A 17330-nucleotide genomic window follows, 5' to 3' on the forward strand; every position below is an offset into this window, starting at 1 on the left:
GATCTTCTCGGTGGCCGACTACGGGCTGGAGGCCGACCTGTTCACGGCTGTGCCTGAGCTGGTGAAGGCGCTCTGAGCACCTCGTACCTCAAAGGGCATCCTCGGTGATGCCCTTTTTTTTGACATTGGAGACAAGAACATGAGTTACACCGCCCCCCTCAAGGACATGCTGTTCAACCTGCAGCACCTGGTTGACCTCGACCGGCTCGCTGCACAGATTCCCGCTTTTGCCGACGCCGGCCTGGATACCGCACAGGCCGTGCTGGAAGAGTGCGCCAAGCTCAACCAGGACGTGGTTGCGCCGCTGAACTGGGAAGGTGACAAGTACCCGTCATCTTTCCACGACGGCAAGGTCACCACCACGCCCGGTTTCAAGCAGGCGTTCCAGCAGTTTGCCGAGGGTGGCTGGCAGGGCCTGCAGCACCCGGCCGATTTCGGCGGGCAGGGCTTGCCCAAGGCCATTGGCGCTGGCGCCATCGAGATGGTGAACTCCGCCAACCTGAGCTTCGCGCTGTGCCCGTTGCTGACGGACGGCGCCATCGAGGCACTGCTGACCGCAGGCACGCCCGAGCAGCAGGGCGCCTACATCCCCAAGATGATCTCGGGCGAGTGGACCGGCACCATGAACCTGACCGAGCCCCAGGCGGGCTCCGACCTGGCCCTGGTGCGCACCCGCGCCGAACCCCAGCCCGACGGCAGCTACAAGATCTTCGGTACCAAGATCTTCATCACCTACGGTGAGCACGACATGGCTGAGAACATCGTGCACCTGGTGCTGGCGCGCGTGCAAGGCGCACCCGAAGGCGTCAAGGGCATCAGCCTGTTCATCGTGCCCAAGTTCATGGTCAACGCCGACGGCAGCCTGGGTGCGCGCAACGACGTGCACTGCGTCAGCATCGAACACAAGATGGGCATCAAGGCCAGCCCCACGGCCGTGCTGCAATACGGCGACCACGGCGGCGCCATCGGTTACCTGGTCGGTGAAGAGAACCGCGGCCTCGAATACATGTTCATCATGATGAACGCCGCGCGCTACGCCGTGGGCGTGCAAGGCATCTCGGTGGCCGAACGCGCCTACCAGAAGGCCGTGCAGTACGCGCGCGACCGCGTGCAAAGCCGCCCGGTCGATGGCTCGCTCAACAGCGCCGCGCCCATCATCCACCACCCCGATGTGAAGCGCATGCTCATGACCATGCGCGCCCTGACCGAGGGCTGCCGCGCCATGGCCAGCGTGGCCGCTGCCGCCTACGACGCCGCCCACCACCACCCCGACGCCGAGGCGCGCAAGCAGAACCAGGCCTTCTACGAATTCATGGTGCCGCTGGTCAAGGGCTACAGTACCGAGATGAGCCTGGAAGTCACCAGCCTGGGCGTGCAGGTGCACGGTGGCATGGGCTTCATCGAAGAAACCGGCGCCGCCCAGTACTACCGCGACGCCAAGATCCTTACCATCTACGAAGGCACCACCGCCATCCAGGCCAACGACCTGGTGGGGCGCAAGACCGCGCGCGACGGCGGCCAGATGGCCAAAGCGCTGGCCCAGCAGATTGCGGGCACCGAGGCCGAGCTGCGTGCCAGCGGCAGCGCACACGCACAGGCCATGGCACAGCGCCTGCAGGCCGCGCGCGAAGCCTTTGTGGACGCGGTGGAGTTCATTGCCAGCAGCACCAAGGGCAACCCCAACGCCGCCTTTGCAGGCAGCGTGCCCTACCTGATGCTGGCGGGCAACCTGATGGCAGGCTGGCAGCTGGGCCGCGCACTGCTGGTGGCCGAGCGCGAGCTGGCGGCGGGCAACGACGCCGCCTTCATGCAGGCCAAGGTCACCACGGCGCGTTTCTACGCCGACCACATCCTGACACGCGTGCCGGGCTTGCGCGACAGCATCGTCGCGGGCCACGTGGGCGTCACCGACATGGCGCTGGAAGCTTTCTGAGGGGACGCCATGTCGAAACTGCCTCCCGTTCTGCAACGCGTGCCTTTCCCCGTGATCGGCTCGCCGCTGTTCATCATCAGCAACCCCAAACTCGTGATCGCCCAGTGCAAGGCGGGCATCGTGGGCTCCATGCCCGCGCTCAACGCGCGCCCTGCCGAGCAGCTGGATGAATGGCTGGCCGAGATCACGGAAGCGCTGGACGCGCACAACCGTGCCCACCCCGACCAACCCGCTGCGCCCTTTGCCATCAACCAGATCGTGCACAAGAGCAACGACCGGCTGGAGCACGACATGGCCCTGTGTGCCAAGTACAAGGTGCCCATCGTCATCACCAGCCTGGGCGCGCGTGAGGATGTGAACCAGGCCGTGCACAGCTGGGGTGGTGTGGTGCTGCACGACATCATCAACAACTTCTTTGCGCGCAAGGCCATTGAAAAGGGTGCCGATGGCCTGATCGCCGTGGCGGCTGGCGCGGGCGGGCACGCGGGCACCAAGAGCCCGTTCGCACTCATCCAGGAGATTCGCCAGTGGTTCGACGGGCCGGTGGCCTTGTCAGGTTCTATTGCCACGGGCGGAGCGGTGCTGGCCGCCCAGGCCATGGGGGCAGACTTCGCCTACATCGGCTCGGCCTTCATTGCAACCGATGAGGCGCGCGCCGTGGATGCCTACAAGCAGGCCATCGTGGAAGGCAACTCTGACGAGATCGTCTACAGCAACCTGTTCACAGGTGTGCACGGCAACTATTTGAAGGCGTCGATCCGCGCCTCTGGGTTGGACCCGGACAACCTGCCCGAAAGCGATCCGAGCAAGATGAACTTTGGCAGCGGCACGTCCAAGGCCTGGAAAGACATCTGGGGTTGCGGCCAGGGTATTGGCGCCGTGAATGCCGTGGTGCCTGCCGCCGACCTCGTGGCACGGCTCAAGCGGGAGTATGCCGAGGCCAGAAGCCGTTTGCTGGGCTGAGCCGCCGCCGGGCCGCCCCAAGGCGGCGAACGCCCACTCGAGGGGCAGAGAAGCGTGGGGGCCATGACTCCCTGCCGGGGGCGTGGTGGCGTTCAGGCCACCAGGCTTTCCGGGGCCGGTGCCGCGCCGGCCATCCAGATCTTCTGGGCCGGGTTTGCCTTGGCCTGGTACATGGCGGCATCCGCGTTCTGAATGAGTTTGTCCACGGTGTCGCCGTGGTCTGGGAATATGGCAATGCCAATGCTGGCGCTGAGTTCCAGCAGCCGGCCCTTGACCTCGTACGGCGTCTCTATGGCTTCGAGCAGCTTGTGCGCCAGGCGCAGCAGGCCATCCTCGGTGTGGTGGTCGGGCAGCAGCACCACGAACTCATCGCCTCCCTGGCGGCACACCAGATCGGTTTCGCGCAGCAGGCCGCTAAGGCGTCGCGCCACTTCAATGAGGACCTCGTCGCCGGTTTCGTGGCCATGGGCGTCATTGATGGGTTTGAAACGGTCCAGATCGATGAACAGAATGACCGGGCGGTGTCCGTAACGGCCAGCGGCCATCAGCTCCTGGGTGGCGCGTTCAACCAGAAGTGCCCGGTTGGGCAGACCGGTCAGGTAATCGTGGTGGGCCAGCTGGCGGATGTTTTCTTCGGCCTTGCGCTGTTCGGTGATGTCCTGGAACAGGCCGATGCAGTTTTCCGTCTGGCCGCCTTCCCCCACCACCCGCGTGACGGCCAGGCGCAGCGGGTAGGCGCTGCCGTCCAGTCGGCGGCTGTTGAGTTCGCCCTCCCAGCTACCCTGGTTTTTCACGTCGTCCCAGAGCCGGAGCAGGTCGGTCGAGTGCTGCCCAGGCGCCAGCCAGCCGGGCATCTTGCCTATCACGTCCTTGGCGGGCAGGCCCGTGATGCGGGTGAAGGCGGGGTTGACGGATACGACGCGTTGCTGCGCATCGGTGACGAATATCCCAAGTGGGCTGGCCTCCATGACGGTCCCCGCCAGGCGCAGTGCCGTCTGGCTGGCCGCCAGTTTCTGATTGGCTTCGACGCTGCTGCGCAAGGCCCGGTCGATTCTTCTGTGGCTGCGCAGAACGACCTGGGCCAGTGCCGTCAGGGCCAGTGTCAGCGCCGAGCCACCCCAGAGCACACCAAGGCTGCCCGCCGACGTGTCCGCCAGCGGAAAGCCGTCCAGCAACTCCAGCTCAAGCAGCCACTGCGTGCCGTGCAGTTCGATGGTGCGGGTGGTTGTCATGCCCAGGGAATGCGCTTTGTGGGATGCCTGCCGGCCGTCGTACAGCAAGGCGGCTTCCGAAGGCTCGTTGTCGGCGTAGAGCCGCAGTGCCATGTGCTCGTTCAGCGCGGGAAACTCCTGCTGCAGGAATGCCTGCACGAGATCGCGTGCACGCACCGGAGAGTAGGCCCAGCCGGTCAGTTGCTTCCAGCGGTCCTGGGTGGAGGCGAGCGTGGCGTTCTTGGCGTAGATGGGCAGGTAGATGAGAAAACCGGCCTGGGTGTCCTGGTCGGTTTCCTGCACCAGCGTGACCTTGCCGCTCATCATGGCCTGGCCGGTCTCGACGGCCCGGCGCATGGCTTGCTGCCGGGTCGGTTCGGTGAACATGTCGAAGCCGAAGGCGCGCTGGTTGCGCCAGTCGAACGGTTCCAGGTAGACGATGGCACTGTAATGTTCACGTTCCCCAGCCGGGCGCACGTCATAGGCCGGAAAGCCTTGTTCGCGAACCATCTGCCTGTGCTGGGGCAGCTGCCCTGCGGTCAGCCACTGGCTGAACCCTATGCCCTGTATGCCGGGGTAATGCACGTCGAGCTGAAGGCTGTCGATGTACTGCTTGAATTCGCCGCGGTCCACGACTTCGCTGGCGGCAAACAGGCCGGCCACGCCTCGCAGCAGATCACTGTTGCTCAGCAGCCGGCGTTCCAGGCCCAGGGCAACCTCGTTGGCGCGGATATCGATCCGGGCTTTTTCGAGCACGGCAACCCTTTCCTGCAGGGCGCGGTGCTGTTGCCAGGTGATGACGGCACCCACCACAAGAATGACCAGCGGCAACCAACGGAGCCAGCGCGAGGCCAGCGCCGAAGGTGCGCTAAAGGCTTGTTGCTGAGGTTGGCCAGGTGCGGTCATGGCCGGATGTTACGGGCAAACCGGCAATCCTGGTAACTCGCCTGGGATGTGTCTGTCAGCTTGTGGGGGCCAGTTTTTGCTCAAGCCGCTGCAGCGCAAGCTGAGTCATGCCTGGGATGTCGCAGCTCAAGGTCTGGCGCCTGGGCATGCTGCGCAGCCAGGTGAGCTGGCGTTTGGCGAGCTGGCGTGTGGCAAAGATGCCCCGGTCGCGGCATTCGGCCAGTTCCGCATCACTGAGGTGGGTGCCGTCCCATTTGCCTGCGGTTTCGAGCGCGTCCCAGGCCTGGCGGTAGCCGACGCAGCGCATGGAGGGGAGGTCCGCGTGCAGGTGGTGCCGCTGACGCAGGTCGCGGACCTCTTCGAGGAAGCCGGCGGCCAGCATGGCATCGAAGCGCTGGGCGATCCGCTCGTGGAGCCAGGAACGGTCATGCGGTTCAAGCGACCACAGTTCGCCTTCCAGTCCATCGATCTGCAAAGGTGCGTCGGCCGCCTGGGCCTTGCGGGTCTGGAAAGATGAGATGCCGCGGCCGGTGGCGCGAAACACTTCCAGCGCGCGGCCAATGCGCTGGGAATCGTTGGGTGCGAGCCTGGCGGCCGTGGGCGGGTCCAGCCGGGCGAGTTCGGCGTGCATGGCTGGCCAGCCGCGCTCGCGCGCCTCGGCCTCTATCAGGGCGCGCAACTCCGGCTGGGCGGCGGGCATGTCGTCCAGGCCCTCGAACAGCGCTTTGAAGTACAGCATGGTGCCCCCAACCAGCAGGGGCAGCCGGCCTCTGCCGCGAATCTCGTGCACCAGCCGCGTGGCGTCGCGCACGAATTCCGCCGCACTGTAGGCCTGCGCCGGGTCGCGGATGTCAATCAGGTGGTGCGGCACCAGGGCAAGCTCTTCGCGGCTGGGCTTGGCCGTGCCGATGTCCATGCCCCTGTAGACCAGGGCGGAATCGACACTGATGATCTCGCAAGACCAGCGCTGGGCAATGGCCAGCGCCAGTGCGGTCTTGCCAGAGGCGGTGGGGCCAGCCAGGGCCAGCCAGTTCAGCTGGGCGCTCATGTTGCCGGAGCGGGGTTGCGCTGGGGCGGCTGGCGCACTTCACCATAGCGCTGCACCAGCGTCCAGGCCACCAGCGCGATCATCACGCTCCAGAACCACATGCCATTGGTCATGGGCAGCACGGTGGCGTCTGCACTGGCGGACAGGTTGCCGCCGATCCAGCGGCCCATCAGGAAGGCCGCCACCATCATGATGAAGCCGCTTTGCGCCGAAGCTGCGCCTGCCGCCTGCGGGAAGGCCGCGACGGCGCCGCTCTGGCCGCAAGGCTGGTGTACGCCGTGCGCCAGAATGAAGAGGTAGTAGGGCAGCATGATGGCCCAGCTGTTGTGCAGGCCCGCCAGGCCCAGCACACCCATGACGGTGCCCCCCGTGAGCGTGAACGCGCCCGCGATCGCAACCGTGCGCCTGATGCCCAGGCGTGGCAACAGACGGCGGCACAGCAGGGTGCCCAGGATGTAGACGCCGGACATGGATGACATCAGCAAGCCGTAGTGCGTCTTGCTCAGGCCCAGCACCTTGATGAACACGAACGAAGACGTTGCCAGGAAGGTGAACAGGCCTGCGTAGGAGGTAGTAGCCAGGAGCGTGAAGGTCCAGAACACCGGGTGGCGCAGGATCTGCGCCCAGATGCGCAGCATTTCACGCGGCTCCAGGGCGCGCGGGTTGGGGGTCTTGAGCGTTTCCTGGAAGCGGGAGGCGAGAAGTGCCAGTGTCACCGCGCCGAAAACCGCCAGAGCCCCCAGGGTGGCGCGCCAGTTGACCAGGTCGGACAGCAGCCCGCCCAGCGGCGCGCAGATGCAGGCAAAGACGCCGAGGCCCGTCAGCCCCTTGGACATGACACGAGCGCCTTCGGCCGGGCCGTACAGGTCGCGCACGATGGCCCGCGCGCACATCACCGCCGAACCCATGGCGACACCCTGTACCGTGCGCCAGACGATGAGTTGCTCCATGCCCGTGGCGAACACGCTGCCCACCGAAGCCAGGACGAACGCCGCCATGCCCCAGAGCAGAATGGGACGGCGGCCGAAGCGGTCCGACAGCGGCCCCCAGGCCAGTTGCGACAGGCCAAAGGCCAGCAGCAGGGCGGTCAGCGTCAGCTGCGCCTGGTGCATGGAAGCGCCGAAACCTTCGGTGAGGGCGGGCAGGGCGGGCAGGTACAGGTCGGTGGCTATGGGTTGAATGCCCAGCAGCAAGGACAGCACCACCACGATGAGCCCTGCGGACATGGGGGGGCGAGGCGTATCGGTCATTCGTTCGAGGGTAACAGAAGCCGGTTGGCAGACTGGTGCAACTGTGCACAATCGGCGGGTTCAGATCACAAAACAGGAGACTTGCCGATGATTCCCAGCGTGTTCACGCGCATTGCCCGCCGCGAGATTCCAGCCGCCATCGTCTACGAGGACGATCTGGTCCTGGCCTTCATGGATGCTGGACAGGTCAACCCTGGGCACGTGCTGGTGGCCACCCGGCAGCAGGTGGAGACCTTGATGGAACTGGACGAAGCCGTGGTGGCGCACCTGTTTGCGGTGGCCAGCCGCGTGGCAAGGGCGGTGCAGCGCACGTTCAACCCCGAGGGCATGACGCTGTTGCAGACGAACCGCCCGGCCGGGTGGCAGACCGTGCCCCATGTGCACGTGCATGTGCTGCCGCGTTACGAGGGCGACGGCGCCGGTCTGGTCTGGCCGCGCAAGGACCCGCCGTTGGATGTGCTGCAGGCTTACGCGGCCAGAATCAAAGTCTGAGACCGGCGGTCAGATCACGCCCTGCGCGAGCATGGCGTCGGCCACCTTGGCGAAGCCAGCGATGTTGGCGCCGTCGACGTAGCTCACGGAACCATCAGCCCGGGCACCGTGGTGCACGCACGCGTCGTGGATGCCGACCATGATGCCGTGCAGGCGCGCGTCCACTTCGTCGCGCGGCCAGCTCAGGCGCATGGCGTTCTGGCTCATTTCCAGGCCCGAGGTGGCAACGCCGCCGGCGTTGCTGGCCTTGCCCGGCGCGTAGAGCACGCCAGCGTTCTCGAACACCTTGATGGCGTCCATGGTGGTCGGCATGTTGGCGCCTTCCGCCACACACTTCACGCCGTTCTTGACGAGCACCGCGGCGTCGTCGGCGTTCAGTTCGTTCTGCGTGGCGCAGGGCAGGGCCACGTCCACCGGCACAGCCCAGGGGCGAGCACCCGGCTCGAACCGGGCACCCACACGTTCGGCGTAGTCGCTCACGCGGCCATAGAGGTGGTTCTTCACCTCCATCAGCATGGCCAGCTTTTCGGGGGTGAAGCCGTCCTGGTCGATCACCGTGCCGCTGGAGTCAGACACCGTGACGATCTTGGCGCCCAGCGCCATGGCCTTTTCGATGGCGTACTGGGCCACGTTGCCCGAGCCGGAGACGCTGACCCGCATGCCGTCAAAGCTCATGCCCTGGCGCTTGAGCATTTCTTCCGCGAAGTAGACGGTGCCGTAGCCGGTCGCCTCGGGGCGGATCAGCGAACCGCCGAAGCTCAGGCCCTTGCCGGTGAACACGCAGTCGGCCTGGTTGCTGAGCTTCTTCATCATGCCCGCCATGAAGCCCACCTCGCGCCCGCCCACGCCGATGTCACCAGCGGGCACGTCGGTGTCGGCGCCCACGTGGCGGAACAGCTCCGTCACCAGCGCCTGGCAGAAGCGCATTACCTCGCCCGGGCTCTTGCCCTTGGGGTCGAAGTCGGAACCACCCTTGCCGCCACCCATGGGCAGCGTGGTGAGGGCGTTCTTGAAGGTTTGCTCAAAAGCCAGGAACTTGAGGATGGACAGGTTGACCGACGGATGGAAACGCATGCCGCCCTTGTAGGGGCCGATGGCCGAGCTGTGCTGGATGCGGTAGCCGCGGTTGACCTGCACGTCGCCGTGGTCGTTGACCCAGGAAACGCGGAACATCACCACGCGCTCGGGCTCCACAAGCCTGTCCAGCAGGCCTTGCTCGGCGTACTTGGGGTGCTGCTCAATGAAGGGCCACAGGCTTTCCATGACTTCCGTGACCGCCTGCAGAAACTCCGGTTGACCGGGGTTGCGCAGGGCCACATGTTCAAGAAAGGCGTGAAGGGAGGCGTATTTCATCGGTGCGATCCATTCTGGTGCGAAAGTTATGCGGAATACGCATTTTGCCCGAACGAATGCACATAGTTTGTGCGCTTATGAAGATGATGTTCTGTTTTGGTGCTTTGCGCACCAATTTGAGTTCATCGGCCTCGCAGGAAAAGGGCGTCGAGTTCACGCAGGGTGAGCTGCCTCCAGGTGGGGCGCCCATGGTTGCATTGGTCGCTGCGCTCGGTGTCTTCCATCTGGCGCAGCAAGGCGTTCATCTCTTCCAGCGTGAGGCGGCGGTTGGCCCGCACGGCGCCGTGGCAGGCCATGGTGGCCAGCAGTTCGTTGCGGGCGCGCTGCACCACGGTGGCGGCGTCGTGCTGGGCCAGTTCTGCCAGCACGCTGCGGGCCAGTTCCACCACGTTGCCCTGTGCCAGGGCGGCAGGCACGGCCCGCACCGCCAGCGTTTGGGGCGAAAAGGGGCTGATGTCCAGCCCCAGGCGGTGCAGGGTGTCGTGCTGCGCCTCGGCGGTGGCCACCTCGGCGGGGGTGGCCGCGAAGGTGGCGGGTATCAGCAGTGGCTGGCTTTGCAGCGGGCCGTCGCCTGCCGTGTCGAACTGGGTTTTCAGGCGTTCGTAGACGATGCGTTCGTGCGCGGCGTGCATGTCCACCAGCACCAGGCCGTGGGCGTTTTCAGCCAGCACGTACACGCCGTGCAACTGGGCAATGGCGCGGCCCAGGGGCCAGGCGGAGGCAGCGTCACCGGCGGGCAGTGAAGGTGGCTGGGCAGCAGGCTGCTGCTGGGTGTCTGACTGCAGCGCGGGCGCCGTTTCCGCGCCCATGGTTTGCGTGGCGTGCGGGCGCCACAGGGCCGCCAGGTCGTTGACCTGCTGACCCAGCGGGCGGGCATCCTGATGCTGCCACGGGGCGCCCCAGGCAGGCTTGGCCGAGGCGGGGGTGCTGACGTCCAGCCCCAGCTGGGTCTGGGGCGGCATCCAGGCCTGGGGCGGGTCTGCCTGAGCTGCGGGCTGGGGCAGGCCCAGGTTGGCGGCGCGTGGAGCGGCCAGTGCGTTTTCCAGGGCGTGCCTGACCGCCTGGTGCACCTCGCGGCTGTCGCGGAAGCGCACCTCGATCTTGGTGGGGTGGACGTTCACGTCCACGCGGGCCGGGTCGATTTCGACGAACAGTGCATACACGGGCTGGCGCTGGCCATGGAGCACGTCTTCGTAGGCGCTGCGCGCGGCGTGGGTGATGACCTTGTCGCGGACGTAGCGGCCGTTGACGTAGGCGAACTGCCGGTCGGCGCGGGCGCGTGCGGCGTCTGGCAGGCCGGCGTGGCCCCAGACGCGCATGCCCTGGCCTTCCCATTGCACCGGCAGGCTTTCGGCCAGAAAGTCGTCGCCCAGCACATCGGCCAGGCGCTGGCCCAGGGCGACGAGGGCGTTGTCGCCAGACACCGGCTGGGCACGCCACTGTTCAACCAGTTTGCCTTCATGCCACACGGCAAAGCCCACTTCGGGGCGAGCCAGGGCGTGGCGGCGCACCGCTTCCAGGCAATGCGCCAGTTCGGTCGCGTCGGTCTTGAGGAACTTGCGCCGGGCGGGAGTGGCGTAGAACAGTTCGCGCACTTCCACGGTGGTGCCGGGCGTGCGCGCGGCAGGGGTGATTTCGCCGGTGCGCCCGTGCAGCATCCAGGCGTGGCTGTCGGGCGCGTCAACACTGCGCGACAGCAGGCTCACGTCGGCAATGGAGTGGATGGCGGCCAGTGCTTCGCCTCTGAAGCCCATGGTGTCCACCGCTTCCAGTTCGGCCAGGTTGCGGATTTTGCTGGTAGCGTGGCGCTTGAGGGCCGTGACCAGTTCCTCGCGGGGGATGCCGCAGCCGTCGTCCTCCACAGAAATGAGGCGGACGCCGCCCGCCAGCAGTCGCACGGTCACTTGCGTGGCGCCCGCATCGAGCGCGTTGTCCACCAGTTCCCGCACCACCGAGGCCGGGCGTTCGACCACTTCGCCAGCGGCGATCTGGCTGATCAGTTCGTCGGGCAGTTCCTGGATGGGGCGGCGGGGCTGCAGGTGAGGGCGGATCGGGGTGGCGTGGTTCACTCGGCGATTGTAGGAGGCGGGACGGTTGCCCAAAGGGCGTGGGGGTTCGGTGCACGTCACTCATGGTGTGTCGGTGGCCAAGGCGTCTGCGCCCAGACGCTGGCGCTTCAACGAGGCGGCCGGTGCAAAGCACCGGCTCCCCTGCGATGCTCGATACCGTGGCCACGCGGCGGAATTCACTTCGTTCGCTTTGCTCACTCTGTTCAGACAGCCGCCGCGAGTCAGTTCACGACGCGCGCTGGTTAGCCTCACCCGGCTACACCAAGCGCCCCCGGCGCAGATGAGCGTAAACCCTAGTGCAATGAATTAATAAGTAAACATATTATTTGCGCAAATCATCGCCTGGGACTCCCCATGAACGCATTCATCGAACCGCAAACGAACTCCCGCTGGCCAGCACAGGAAGGCTCCAGCCGCGTACCTTTCTGGGCCTACACCGACCCCGCCGTCTACCAGCGCGAACTCGACCGCCTTTTCTACGGGCCGCACTGGTGCTACGTTGGCCTGGAAGCCGAAATCCCCAAGCCGGGCGACTACAAGCTGAGCTGGGTGGGCGAACGTCAAGTCATCATGGTGCGCGACCGGGTCATGCCAAAGGACCGTGCCACAGACCACGGTATCCGCGTGGTGGAGAACCGCTGCGCCCACCGGGGCGTGCGCTTCTGCCAAGAGCCGCACGGCAACGCGCGCAGCTTCGTCTGCCCTTACCACCAGTGGACCTACAAGCTCAATGGCGACCTGGCGGGCCTGCCGTTCAAAGACGGGGTGAAAGTGGTCACCGAGCAGGGTGAATGCGTCAACGGCGGCATGCCGCCAGACTTCAGCCTGCAGCACAACGGCTTGACCAAACTGCGCGTGGAAGTGCTGCACGGCCTGGTGTTCGCCACCTTCAGCAGTGAAGCAGAGCCGCTGCGCGACTACCTGGGCCCCAACATCATGCCCTGGCTGGACCGCATCTTCCAGGGCCCCAACGGCCCACGCCAACTCACGCTGCTGGGCTACAACCGCCAGCGCATTCCGGGCAACTGGAAGCTGATGATGGAGAACATCAAAGACCCCTACCACCCTGGCCTGCTGCACACCTGGTTCGTCACCTTCGGGCTGTGGCGCGCCGACCAGAAAAGCCGCATGGTGATGGACGAGCACGGGCGCCACGCGGTGATGATCTCGCGCCGCAACGACGGGGGCCAGGGCCCGGCCAAAGGCTCCGGTGCTGTGACCGACGTGACCGAAGGCGTGACCAGCTTCAAGGCCGACATGAAGCTCAACGACATGCGCCTGCTGGACGTGGTGCCCGAGCCCTGGTGGACCGTGCCCGACCCCACGCAGCCGGGGCAGACCATCACGCCCACCGTGACCATGATCACGCTGTTCCCCAGCCTCATCGTGCAGCAGCAGGTCAACTCTCTGTCCACCCGGCACATCCAGCCGCGCGGCAACGGCAGTTTCGACTTTGTGTGGACGCACTTCGGCTTTGCCGACGACACCCCCGAGATGACCCAGCGCCGCCTGCGCCAGGCCAACCTGTTCGGCCCGGCAGGGTTTGTGAGCGCCGACGACGGCGAGGTGATCGAGTTCAGCCAGGATGGCTTCGCGCAGTGGAACAGCGACGGCCTGGGTCAGGGGCACACCCTGTGCGAACTGGGCGGCAAGGACCCCGGCGTGGGCCAGCCACCCACCGAGCACATGGTGACCGAAACGCTGATCCGCTCCATGTACGACTACTGGAAGAAAGCCATGGCCCTGTGAGCCGCGAAAGAACAACAAGATGAACCAGGAACTGCTGCAAACCCTCTGCCTGCACCACGAGATCGACCAGCTCAACGCTGCTTACACCGCCGCCGTGGACGAAAAGCGCTACGGCGACTGGCCGGAATTCTTTGTGGCCGATGGCCGCTACAAGGTGCAGGCGCGCGAGAACTTCGACCGGGGCCTGCCGCTGGCGCTCATGAACTTCGAGAGCCAGGGCATGATGAAGGACCGCGTCCACGGCATCACGCAGACCATCTACCACGGGCCGTATCACATGCGACACGTCGTCAGCCCCGCCCGGGTGCTGGAAGTGGCCAGCGAAGACGGTGTGGAAGTGGTGCGCGCCCAGGCCAACTACGCGGTGTTCCGCACCAAGCCGGGCAACGTGAGCGAGGTGTTCAACGTGGGTCGCTACATCGACGAGCTGGTGCGCGAAGGCGGCGTCCTCAAGCTGCGCAGCCGCCATTGCGTGTACGACAGCGAGTTGATCCTCAACTCGCTGATCTACCCGGTCTGAAAGGCGTCAGACCTGCCGGCTGCGGGCCAGCGGCGGGTTTTTCGCGAAATAGCTGACGATGCCCTTGAGCAGGGCGTCGGCCATCTCGCTCTGGAAGCGCGGGGTGCGCAAGCGCTGCTCTTCGTCCGGGTTGCTGATGAAGGCCGTTTCCACCAGGACGCTGGGGATGTCCGGTGCCCGCAGCACAGCGAAGCCCGCCTGTTCCACGCGGGGCTTGTGCAGCTTGCCCACGCGGCTCATTTCGCCGAGCATCGCGCTGCCCAGCTTCAGGCTGTCGTTGATCTGGGCCGTGGTGCTCATGTCGAGCAGGGTGCGGTGCACCGTGGCGTCCTGTGTGCGCACGTTCAGGCCGCCCACCACGTCGGCAGCGTTTTCCTTGTTCGCCAGCCAGCGCGCAGCGGCACTGGAGGCCCCGCGCTCGCTGAGCACAAACACGCTGCCCCCCTGCGGGCGCGGGGTGAAGAAGGCGTCGGCGTGGATGCTGACGAACAGGTCAGCCTGCACGCGGCGGGCCTTGTCCACCCGCACATGCAACGGTACGAAGTAGTCGCCGTCGCGCGTCAGGAAGGCGCGCATGGTGTTGCCGTTGACCTTGGTCTCGTTGATGCGGTCGCGCAGCAGCTCGGCAATGCGCAGCACCACGTCCTTTTCTTTCACGCCGCTGGGGCCGATGGCACCCGGGTCCTCGCCGCCATGCCCCGGGTCAAGCGCCACGACGATGAGCCGGTCCGTCTGCGCCGGGGCCTGCATCTGGGGGCGTTGCTTGGCGGCGATGGCCGGCCGCGATGGGGTGGGCTCCTGCGCAGGCGGCGTACTGCCGGGGCTTGGCTGCGCTGTGGTCATTGGCGGTGCTGAGGACTCGCCGTTCATGCGTTCGGCGATCAGGTCGCCCAGCGGGTCGTGCGGCTTGGCGGCCACGGGCGGTGTCTGGTCCAGCTCCGAAAGCCGCTTGGCGATCAGCTCCTGCAAGGGGTCGGGGGCCTGCGCCGGGTACAGGTCAAGCACCAGCCGGTGCTGGTAGGCGGCCACGGGTTCCAGGCTGAATACCTGGGGTGTGATGGCCTGTTTGAGGTCCACGACCAGGCGCACCACGTTGGGCGCGTTCTGGCCCACGCGGATGCCGGAGATGTTGGGGTCGTCCGACTTGACCTGGCTGACCAGTTCACGAAGCCCTGGGATCAGGTCGATGCCTTCGATGTCCACGGCCAGACGCGGCGGGTCGGAGACGAAGAACTGCCGTGCCTTGAGGGCACCATCGGATTCGATGGTGACGCGCGTGTAGTCCTTGGCAGGCCAGATACGCACAGCCACGATGCTGGCGCCGCGTGCGATCTGATGCGGGCCGAGCCACAACATCAGCACGCCCGCCGGAGCCACGGACGCGAGCCAGTCCCGGCGCTTCATCGGATGCAATCCTCCAGCAGGCGAAGGCCGGCAGGGGTCAGGGCGGTGAGGCGGATGCGTCGCTGTTCGTCGTCCATCATCGTCAGTGTCAGGCTCAGATCGGGGGGGGGCAGCAGGTTCCCGGCTTTCTCGGGCCATTCCACGAGCTTGAGCCCGGGGTCGGCAAAAAGTTCGCGGAATCCGGCGTCTTCCCATTCGCGCGGGTCGTTGAAGCGGTAGAAGTCAAAGTGCGAGATGACCAGACCCTGCGGCCAACCGGGGGCGGCGGGGGCCTGGTGCGGCTCCACCACGGCGTAGGTGGGGCTCTTGATGCGGCCCTGTATGCCCAGCGCGCGCAACAGGTGGCGTACCAGCGTGGTCTTGCCGGCGCCCAGGTCGCCATGCAGCGTGAGCGTGGCGTGCGCGAGCGCCGAGCTTGCTGCCAGTCTTTGTGCCAGGGCCTGGGTGTCTGCTTCGGTGGCGCACAGCCATTCGCGCTCCGCCAGGGTGGCAGGGGCGGGGTGGCTTCCTACAATGTGGTGCTGATGGTCGATGCTGCTCAATTCGTTTCGCAAATCCAGGCATGGGGCCAGGCGCTGGGATTTTCCCAAATCGGCGTGGCCGGTGTCGATCTGTCCGACGCGGAGCCGGGCCTGCTCGCCTGGCTGTCGCAAGGTTTCCACGGCGACATGCACTACATGTCCAGCCATGGACTCAAGCGTGCCCGGCCAGCGGAACTGGTGCCAGGCACCGTCAGCGTGATCACCGCGCGCATGGACTACCTGCCGCGCGAGGCTCCTGCCGATTGGCTGTCACGCGAGCAGGCGCGCATCACGGTGCCCGGCGAGGCGGTCGTGTCGGTCTATGCACGCGGCCGAGACTACCACAAGGTGTTGCGCCAGCGGTTGCAGAAACTGGCCGATCGCATGCAGGAGTCGCTTGGGCCTTTCGGGCACCGGGTGTTCACCGATTCGGCGCCCGTGCTGGAGGTGGAGCTTGCCGCGCGCAGCGGCCTGGGTTGGCGTGGCAAGCACACGCTGCTGCTCAACCGCGAGGGAGGCTCCACCTTCTTCCTGGGAGAAGTCTTCGTCGACTTGGCCTTGCCGCCCACGCCAGCGGTCACGGCGCATTGCGGCCAGTGCCGCTCGTGCATCGACCTTTGCCCCACGGGGGCCATCGTTGCGCCCTACCAGGTGGATGCACGCCGTTGCATTTCTTACCTCACCATCGAGCACGCCGGGTCCATTCCCGTGGAGCTTCGCCCCTTGATGGGCAACCGCATCTATGGTTGTGACGACTGCCAGCTGGCCTGCCCGTGGAACAAGTTCGCGCAGCGCAGCGCCTTGCCCGACTTCGACGAACGCGGTGAGCTTGTGGGCAAGTGGCTGCCCGAACTGTTCGCGTGGGACGAAGCGACATTCCTGCGCCGCACCGAGGGCAGCCCCATCCGCCGCATCGGGCATGAGCGCTGGCTGCGCAACATTGCCGTGGCGCTGGGCAATGCGCTGCGCCAGGCGGCAAACGCAGATGAACGGGAAGCGCTGCGCGCGGCATTGCTCACGCGTCAGAACGACCCCAGTGAACTGGTAGCCGAACACGTTGCCTGGGGGTTAACATGGGACGCATGAAGCCAGACCTGTACCTGTCCTCCACCCTCGGTGAGCTGGGCCGGGCCCTGCTGCGCTGGGTGGGCAACTGGTGGCGCATCGTTCATCTGGGTGCCATCATCCTCGTCATGGCGGTCAGCCCGTCCAGCTACGGGCGCCAGCGCTGGCCCGCCCTGGCCGAGCAGATCTACCGTGCCACGGCCCCGGTGTTGCTGTGGTTCACGGTGCTGTCGTCCTTGCTGGGGCTGGTGCTCATCCGTATCGTCGTGGTCACGGCATTGAGCTATGGCTTGTCGCAATACGCCGTGGAAATGGTGGTGCGCGTGCTGGTGCTGGAACTGATCCCGCTGGGGGCGGCGCTTTTCGTGGCCCTGCGCTGCACCATTCCGCAGGGGGCAGAAGTGCTCAACATGCGCGAAAGCGGCGAGCTGGAAGAGCTCCAGGCCCAGGGCAAGGACCCCATGCACTGGCTGGTGCTGCCGCGCGCGCTGGCGGGAATGTTCTCGGTGTTCATGCTGGCCGCCGTGAGCTGCATCGTCGCGTTGGTGTTGACCTACCTGTCCATCTACGGCTTCACCCCCTGGGCATTGAGCGGTTATACGCGCGTGGTGGGGCATGTGTTCAACCCCGCGGTGACGCTGATCTTCGCGTTCAAGACCTTGTTCTTTGCACTCACTGTGGCGCTGATCCCACTGGCTTCCAGCCTGTACGATTCACCGGCCGCGCGTGAGCGCACCCATTCCGAACTGCAGATGCTGGTGCGCATGTTCCTCACGTTGCTGCTGATTGAGCTCGTTTCGCTCATGGGCAACTACTATTGAAGACTGAAGATCAAGCACAGGGACG

Annotated in this window: 14 protein-coding genes; 7 read left to right on the forward strand and 7 right to left on the reverse strand. The window is 66.0% G+C overall.

The features are described from left to right. Window positions 1-139 precede the first annotated feature (139 nt). A complete protein-coding gene (locus ACYVHH_RS07480; protein WP_460564513.1) occupies window positions 140-1933 on the forward strand; it encodes an acyl-CoA dehydrogenase in 1794 nt (597 codons plus the stop codon). Between the two features lie 9 nt (window positions 1934-1942). Further along, on the forward strand, window positions 1943-2896 hold the full coding sequence (locus tag ACYVHH_RS07485; RefSeq protein ID WP_460564514.1) for an NAD(P)H-dependent flavin oxidoreductase: 954 nt from the start codon (window positions 1943-1945) through the stop codon (window positions 2894-2896). A gap of 92 nt (window positions 2897-2988) precedes the next feature. Here ACYVHH_RS07485 and ACYVHH_RS07490 read toward each other — a convergent pair whose 3' ends face one another. The 3 genes from ACYVHH_RS07490 to ACYVHH_RS07500 are packed head-to-tail and all read right to left on the reverse strand — an operon-like array spanning window position 2989 to window position 7311. Next, a complete protein-coding gene (locus ACYVHH_RS07490; RefSeq protein ID WP_460564515.1) occupies window positions 2989-5013 on the reverse strand; it encodes a CHASE domain-containing protein in 2025 nt (674 codons plus the stop codon). Between the two features lie 55 nt (window positions 5014-5068). Next, window positions 5069-6061 carry a tRNA (adenosine(37)-N6)-dimethylallyltransferase MiaA gene (gene miaA / locus ACYVHH_RS07495; RefSeq protein WP_460564516.1) on the reverse strand — a complete coding sequence of 331 codons (993 nt, stop codon included), beginning with the start codon at window positions 6059-6061 and terminating at the stop codon, window positions 5069-5071. Further along, window positions 6058-7311, reverse strand: a complete 1254-nt coding sequence (locus ACYVHH_RS07500) for a Bcr/CflA family efflux MFS transporter (protein WP_460564517.1) — start codon at window positions 7309-7311, stop codon at window positions 6058-6060. Before ACYVHH_RS07500 ends, miaA begins: the two co-directional genes overlap by 4 nt. Before the next feature lie 87 nt (window positions 7312-7398). On the opposite strand from ACYVHH_RS07500, the gene ACYVHH_RS07505 reads away from it, so the two are divergent. Then, window positions 7399-7803: an HIT family protein gene (locus ACYVHH_RS07505; protein WP_460564518.1), complete on the forward strand. Its 405-nt coding sequence runs from the start codon at window positions 7399-7401 to the stop codon at window positions 7801-7803. Between the two features lie 9 nt (window positions 7804-7812). On the opposite strand, the gene gdhA is transcribed toward ACYVHH_RS07505, so the two are convergent. Together gdhA and mutL are read right to left on the reverse strand one after the other, a co-directional pair. Further along, window positions 7813-9156: an NADP-specific glutamate dehydrogenase gene (gdhA, locus tag ACYVHH_RS07510; RefSeq protein WP_460564519.1), complete on the reverse strand. Its 1344-nt coding sequence runs from the start codon at window positions 9154-9156 to the stop codon at window positions 7813-7815. Window positions 9157-9278: 122 nt separating this feature from the next. Further along, window positions 9279-11225 carry a DNA mismatch repair endonuclease MutL gene (gene mutL, locus ACYVHH_RS07515; RefSeq protein WP_460564520.1) on the reverse strand — a complete coding sequence of 649 codons (1947 nt, stop codon included), beginning with the start codon at window positions 11223-11225 and terminating at the stop codon, window positions 9279-9281. A gap of 354 nt (window positions 11226-11579) precedes the next feature. On the opposite strand from mutL, the gene ACYVHH_RS07520 reads away from it, so the two are divergent. Both ACYVHH_RS07520 and ACYVHH_RS07525 read left to right on the forward strand, forming a co-directional pair. Then, on the forward strand, window positions 11580-12974 hold the full coding sequence (locus ACYVHH_RS07520) for an SRPBCC family protein (RefSeq protein ID WP_460564521.1): 1395 nt from the start codon (window positions 11580-11582) through the stop codon (window positions 12972-12974). Between the two features lie 19 nt (window positions 12975-12993). Then, window positions 12994-13494 (forward strand): aromatic-ring-hydroxylating dioxygenase subunit beta, encoded by a 501-nt coding sequence (locus ACYVHH_RS07525; protein ID WP_460564522.1) that lies wholly within the window; start codon window positions 12994-12996, stop codon window positions 13492-13494. Between the two features lie 6 nt (window positions 13495-13500). Here the strand turns inward: ACYVHH_RS07525 and ACYVHH_RS07530 are convergent, their stop codons facing one another. Beyond that, window positions 13501-14898, reverse strand: a complete 1398-nt coding sequence (locus ACYVHH_RS07530) for an N-acetylmuramoyl-L-alanine amidase (protein ID WP_460564523.1) — start codon at window positions 14896-14898, stop codon at window positions 13501-13503. Next, window positions 14895-15440, reverse strand: coding sequence for a tRNA (adenosine(37)-N6)-threonylcarbamoyltransferase complex ATPase subunit type 1 TsaE (gene tsaE / locus ACYVHH_RS07535; RefSeq protein WP_460564524.1), 546 nt, complete (start codon window positions 15438-15440; stop codon window positions 14895-14897). Before tsaE ends, ACYVHH_RS07530 begins: the two co-directional genes overlap by 4 nt. On the opposite strand from tsaE, the gene queG reads away from it, so the two are divergent. Both queG and ACYVHH_RS07545 read left to right on the forward strand, forming a co-directional pair. Further along, complete coding sequence (gene queG / locus ACYVHH_RS07540; protein WP_460565253.1) at window positions 15423-16505, forward strand: tRNA epoxyqueuosine(34) reductase QueG; 1083 nt, start codon at window positions 15423-15425, stop codon at window positions 16503-16505. The genes tsaE and queG overlap by 18 nt on opposite strands. Further along, the gene (locus tag ACYVHH_RS07545) at window positions 16502-17305 is read left to right on the forward strand and encodes an MlaE family ABC transporter permease (protein WP_460564525.1); all 804 of its coding nucleotides are present in this window, start codon (window positions 16502-16504) and stop codon (window positions 17303-17305) included. The genes queG and ACYVHH_RS07545 overlap by 4 nt, the downstream gene beginning before the upstream one ends. The last annotated feature ends 25 nt before the right edge of the window (window positions 17306-17330 follow it).

The organism is Hydrogenophaga aquatica, from assembly GCF_054780915.1.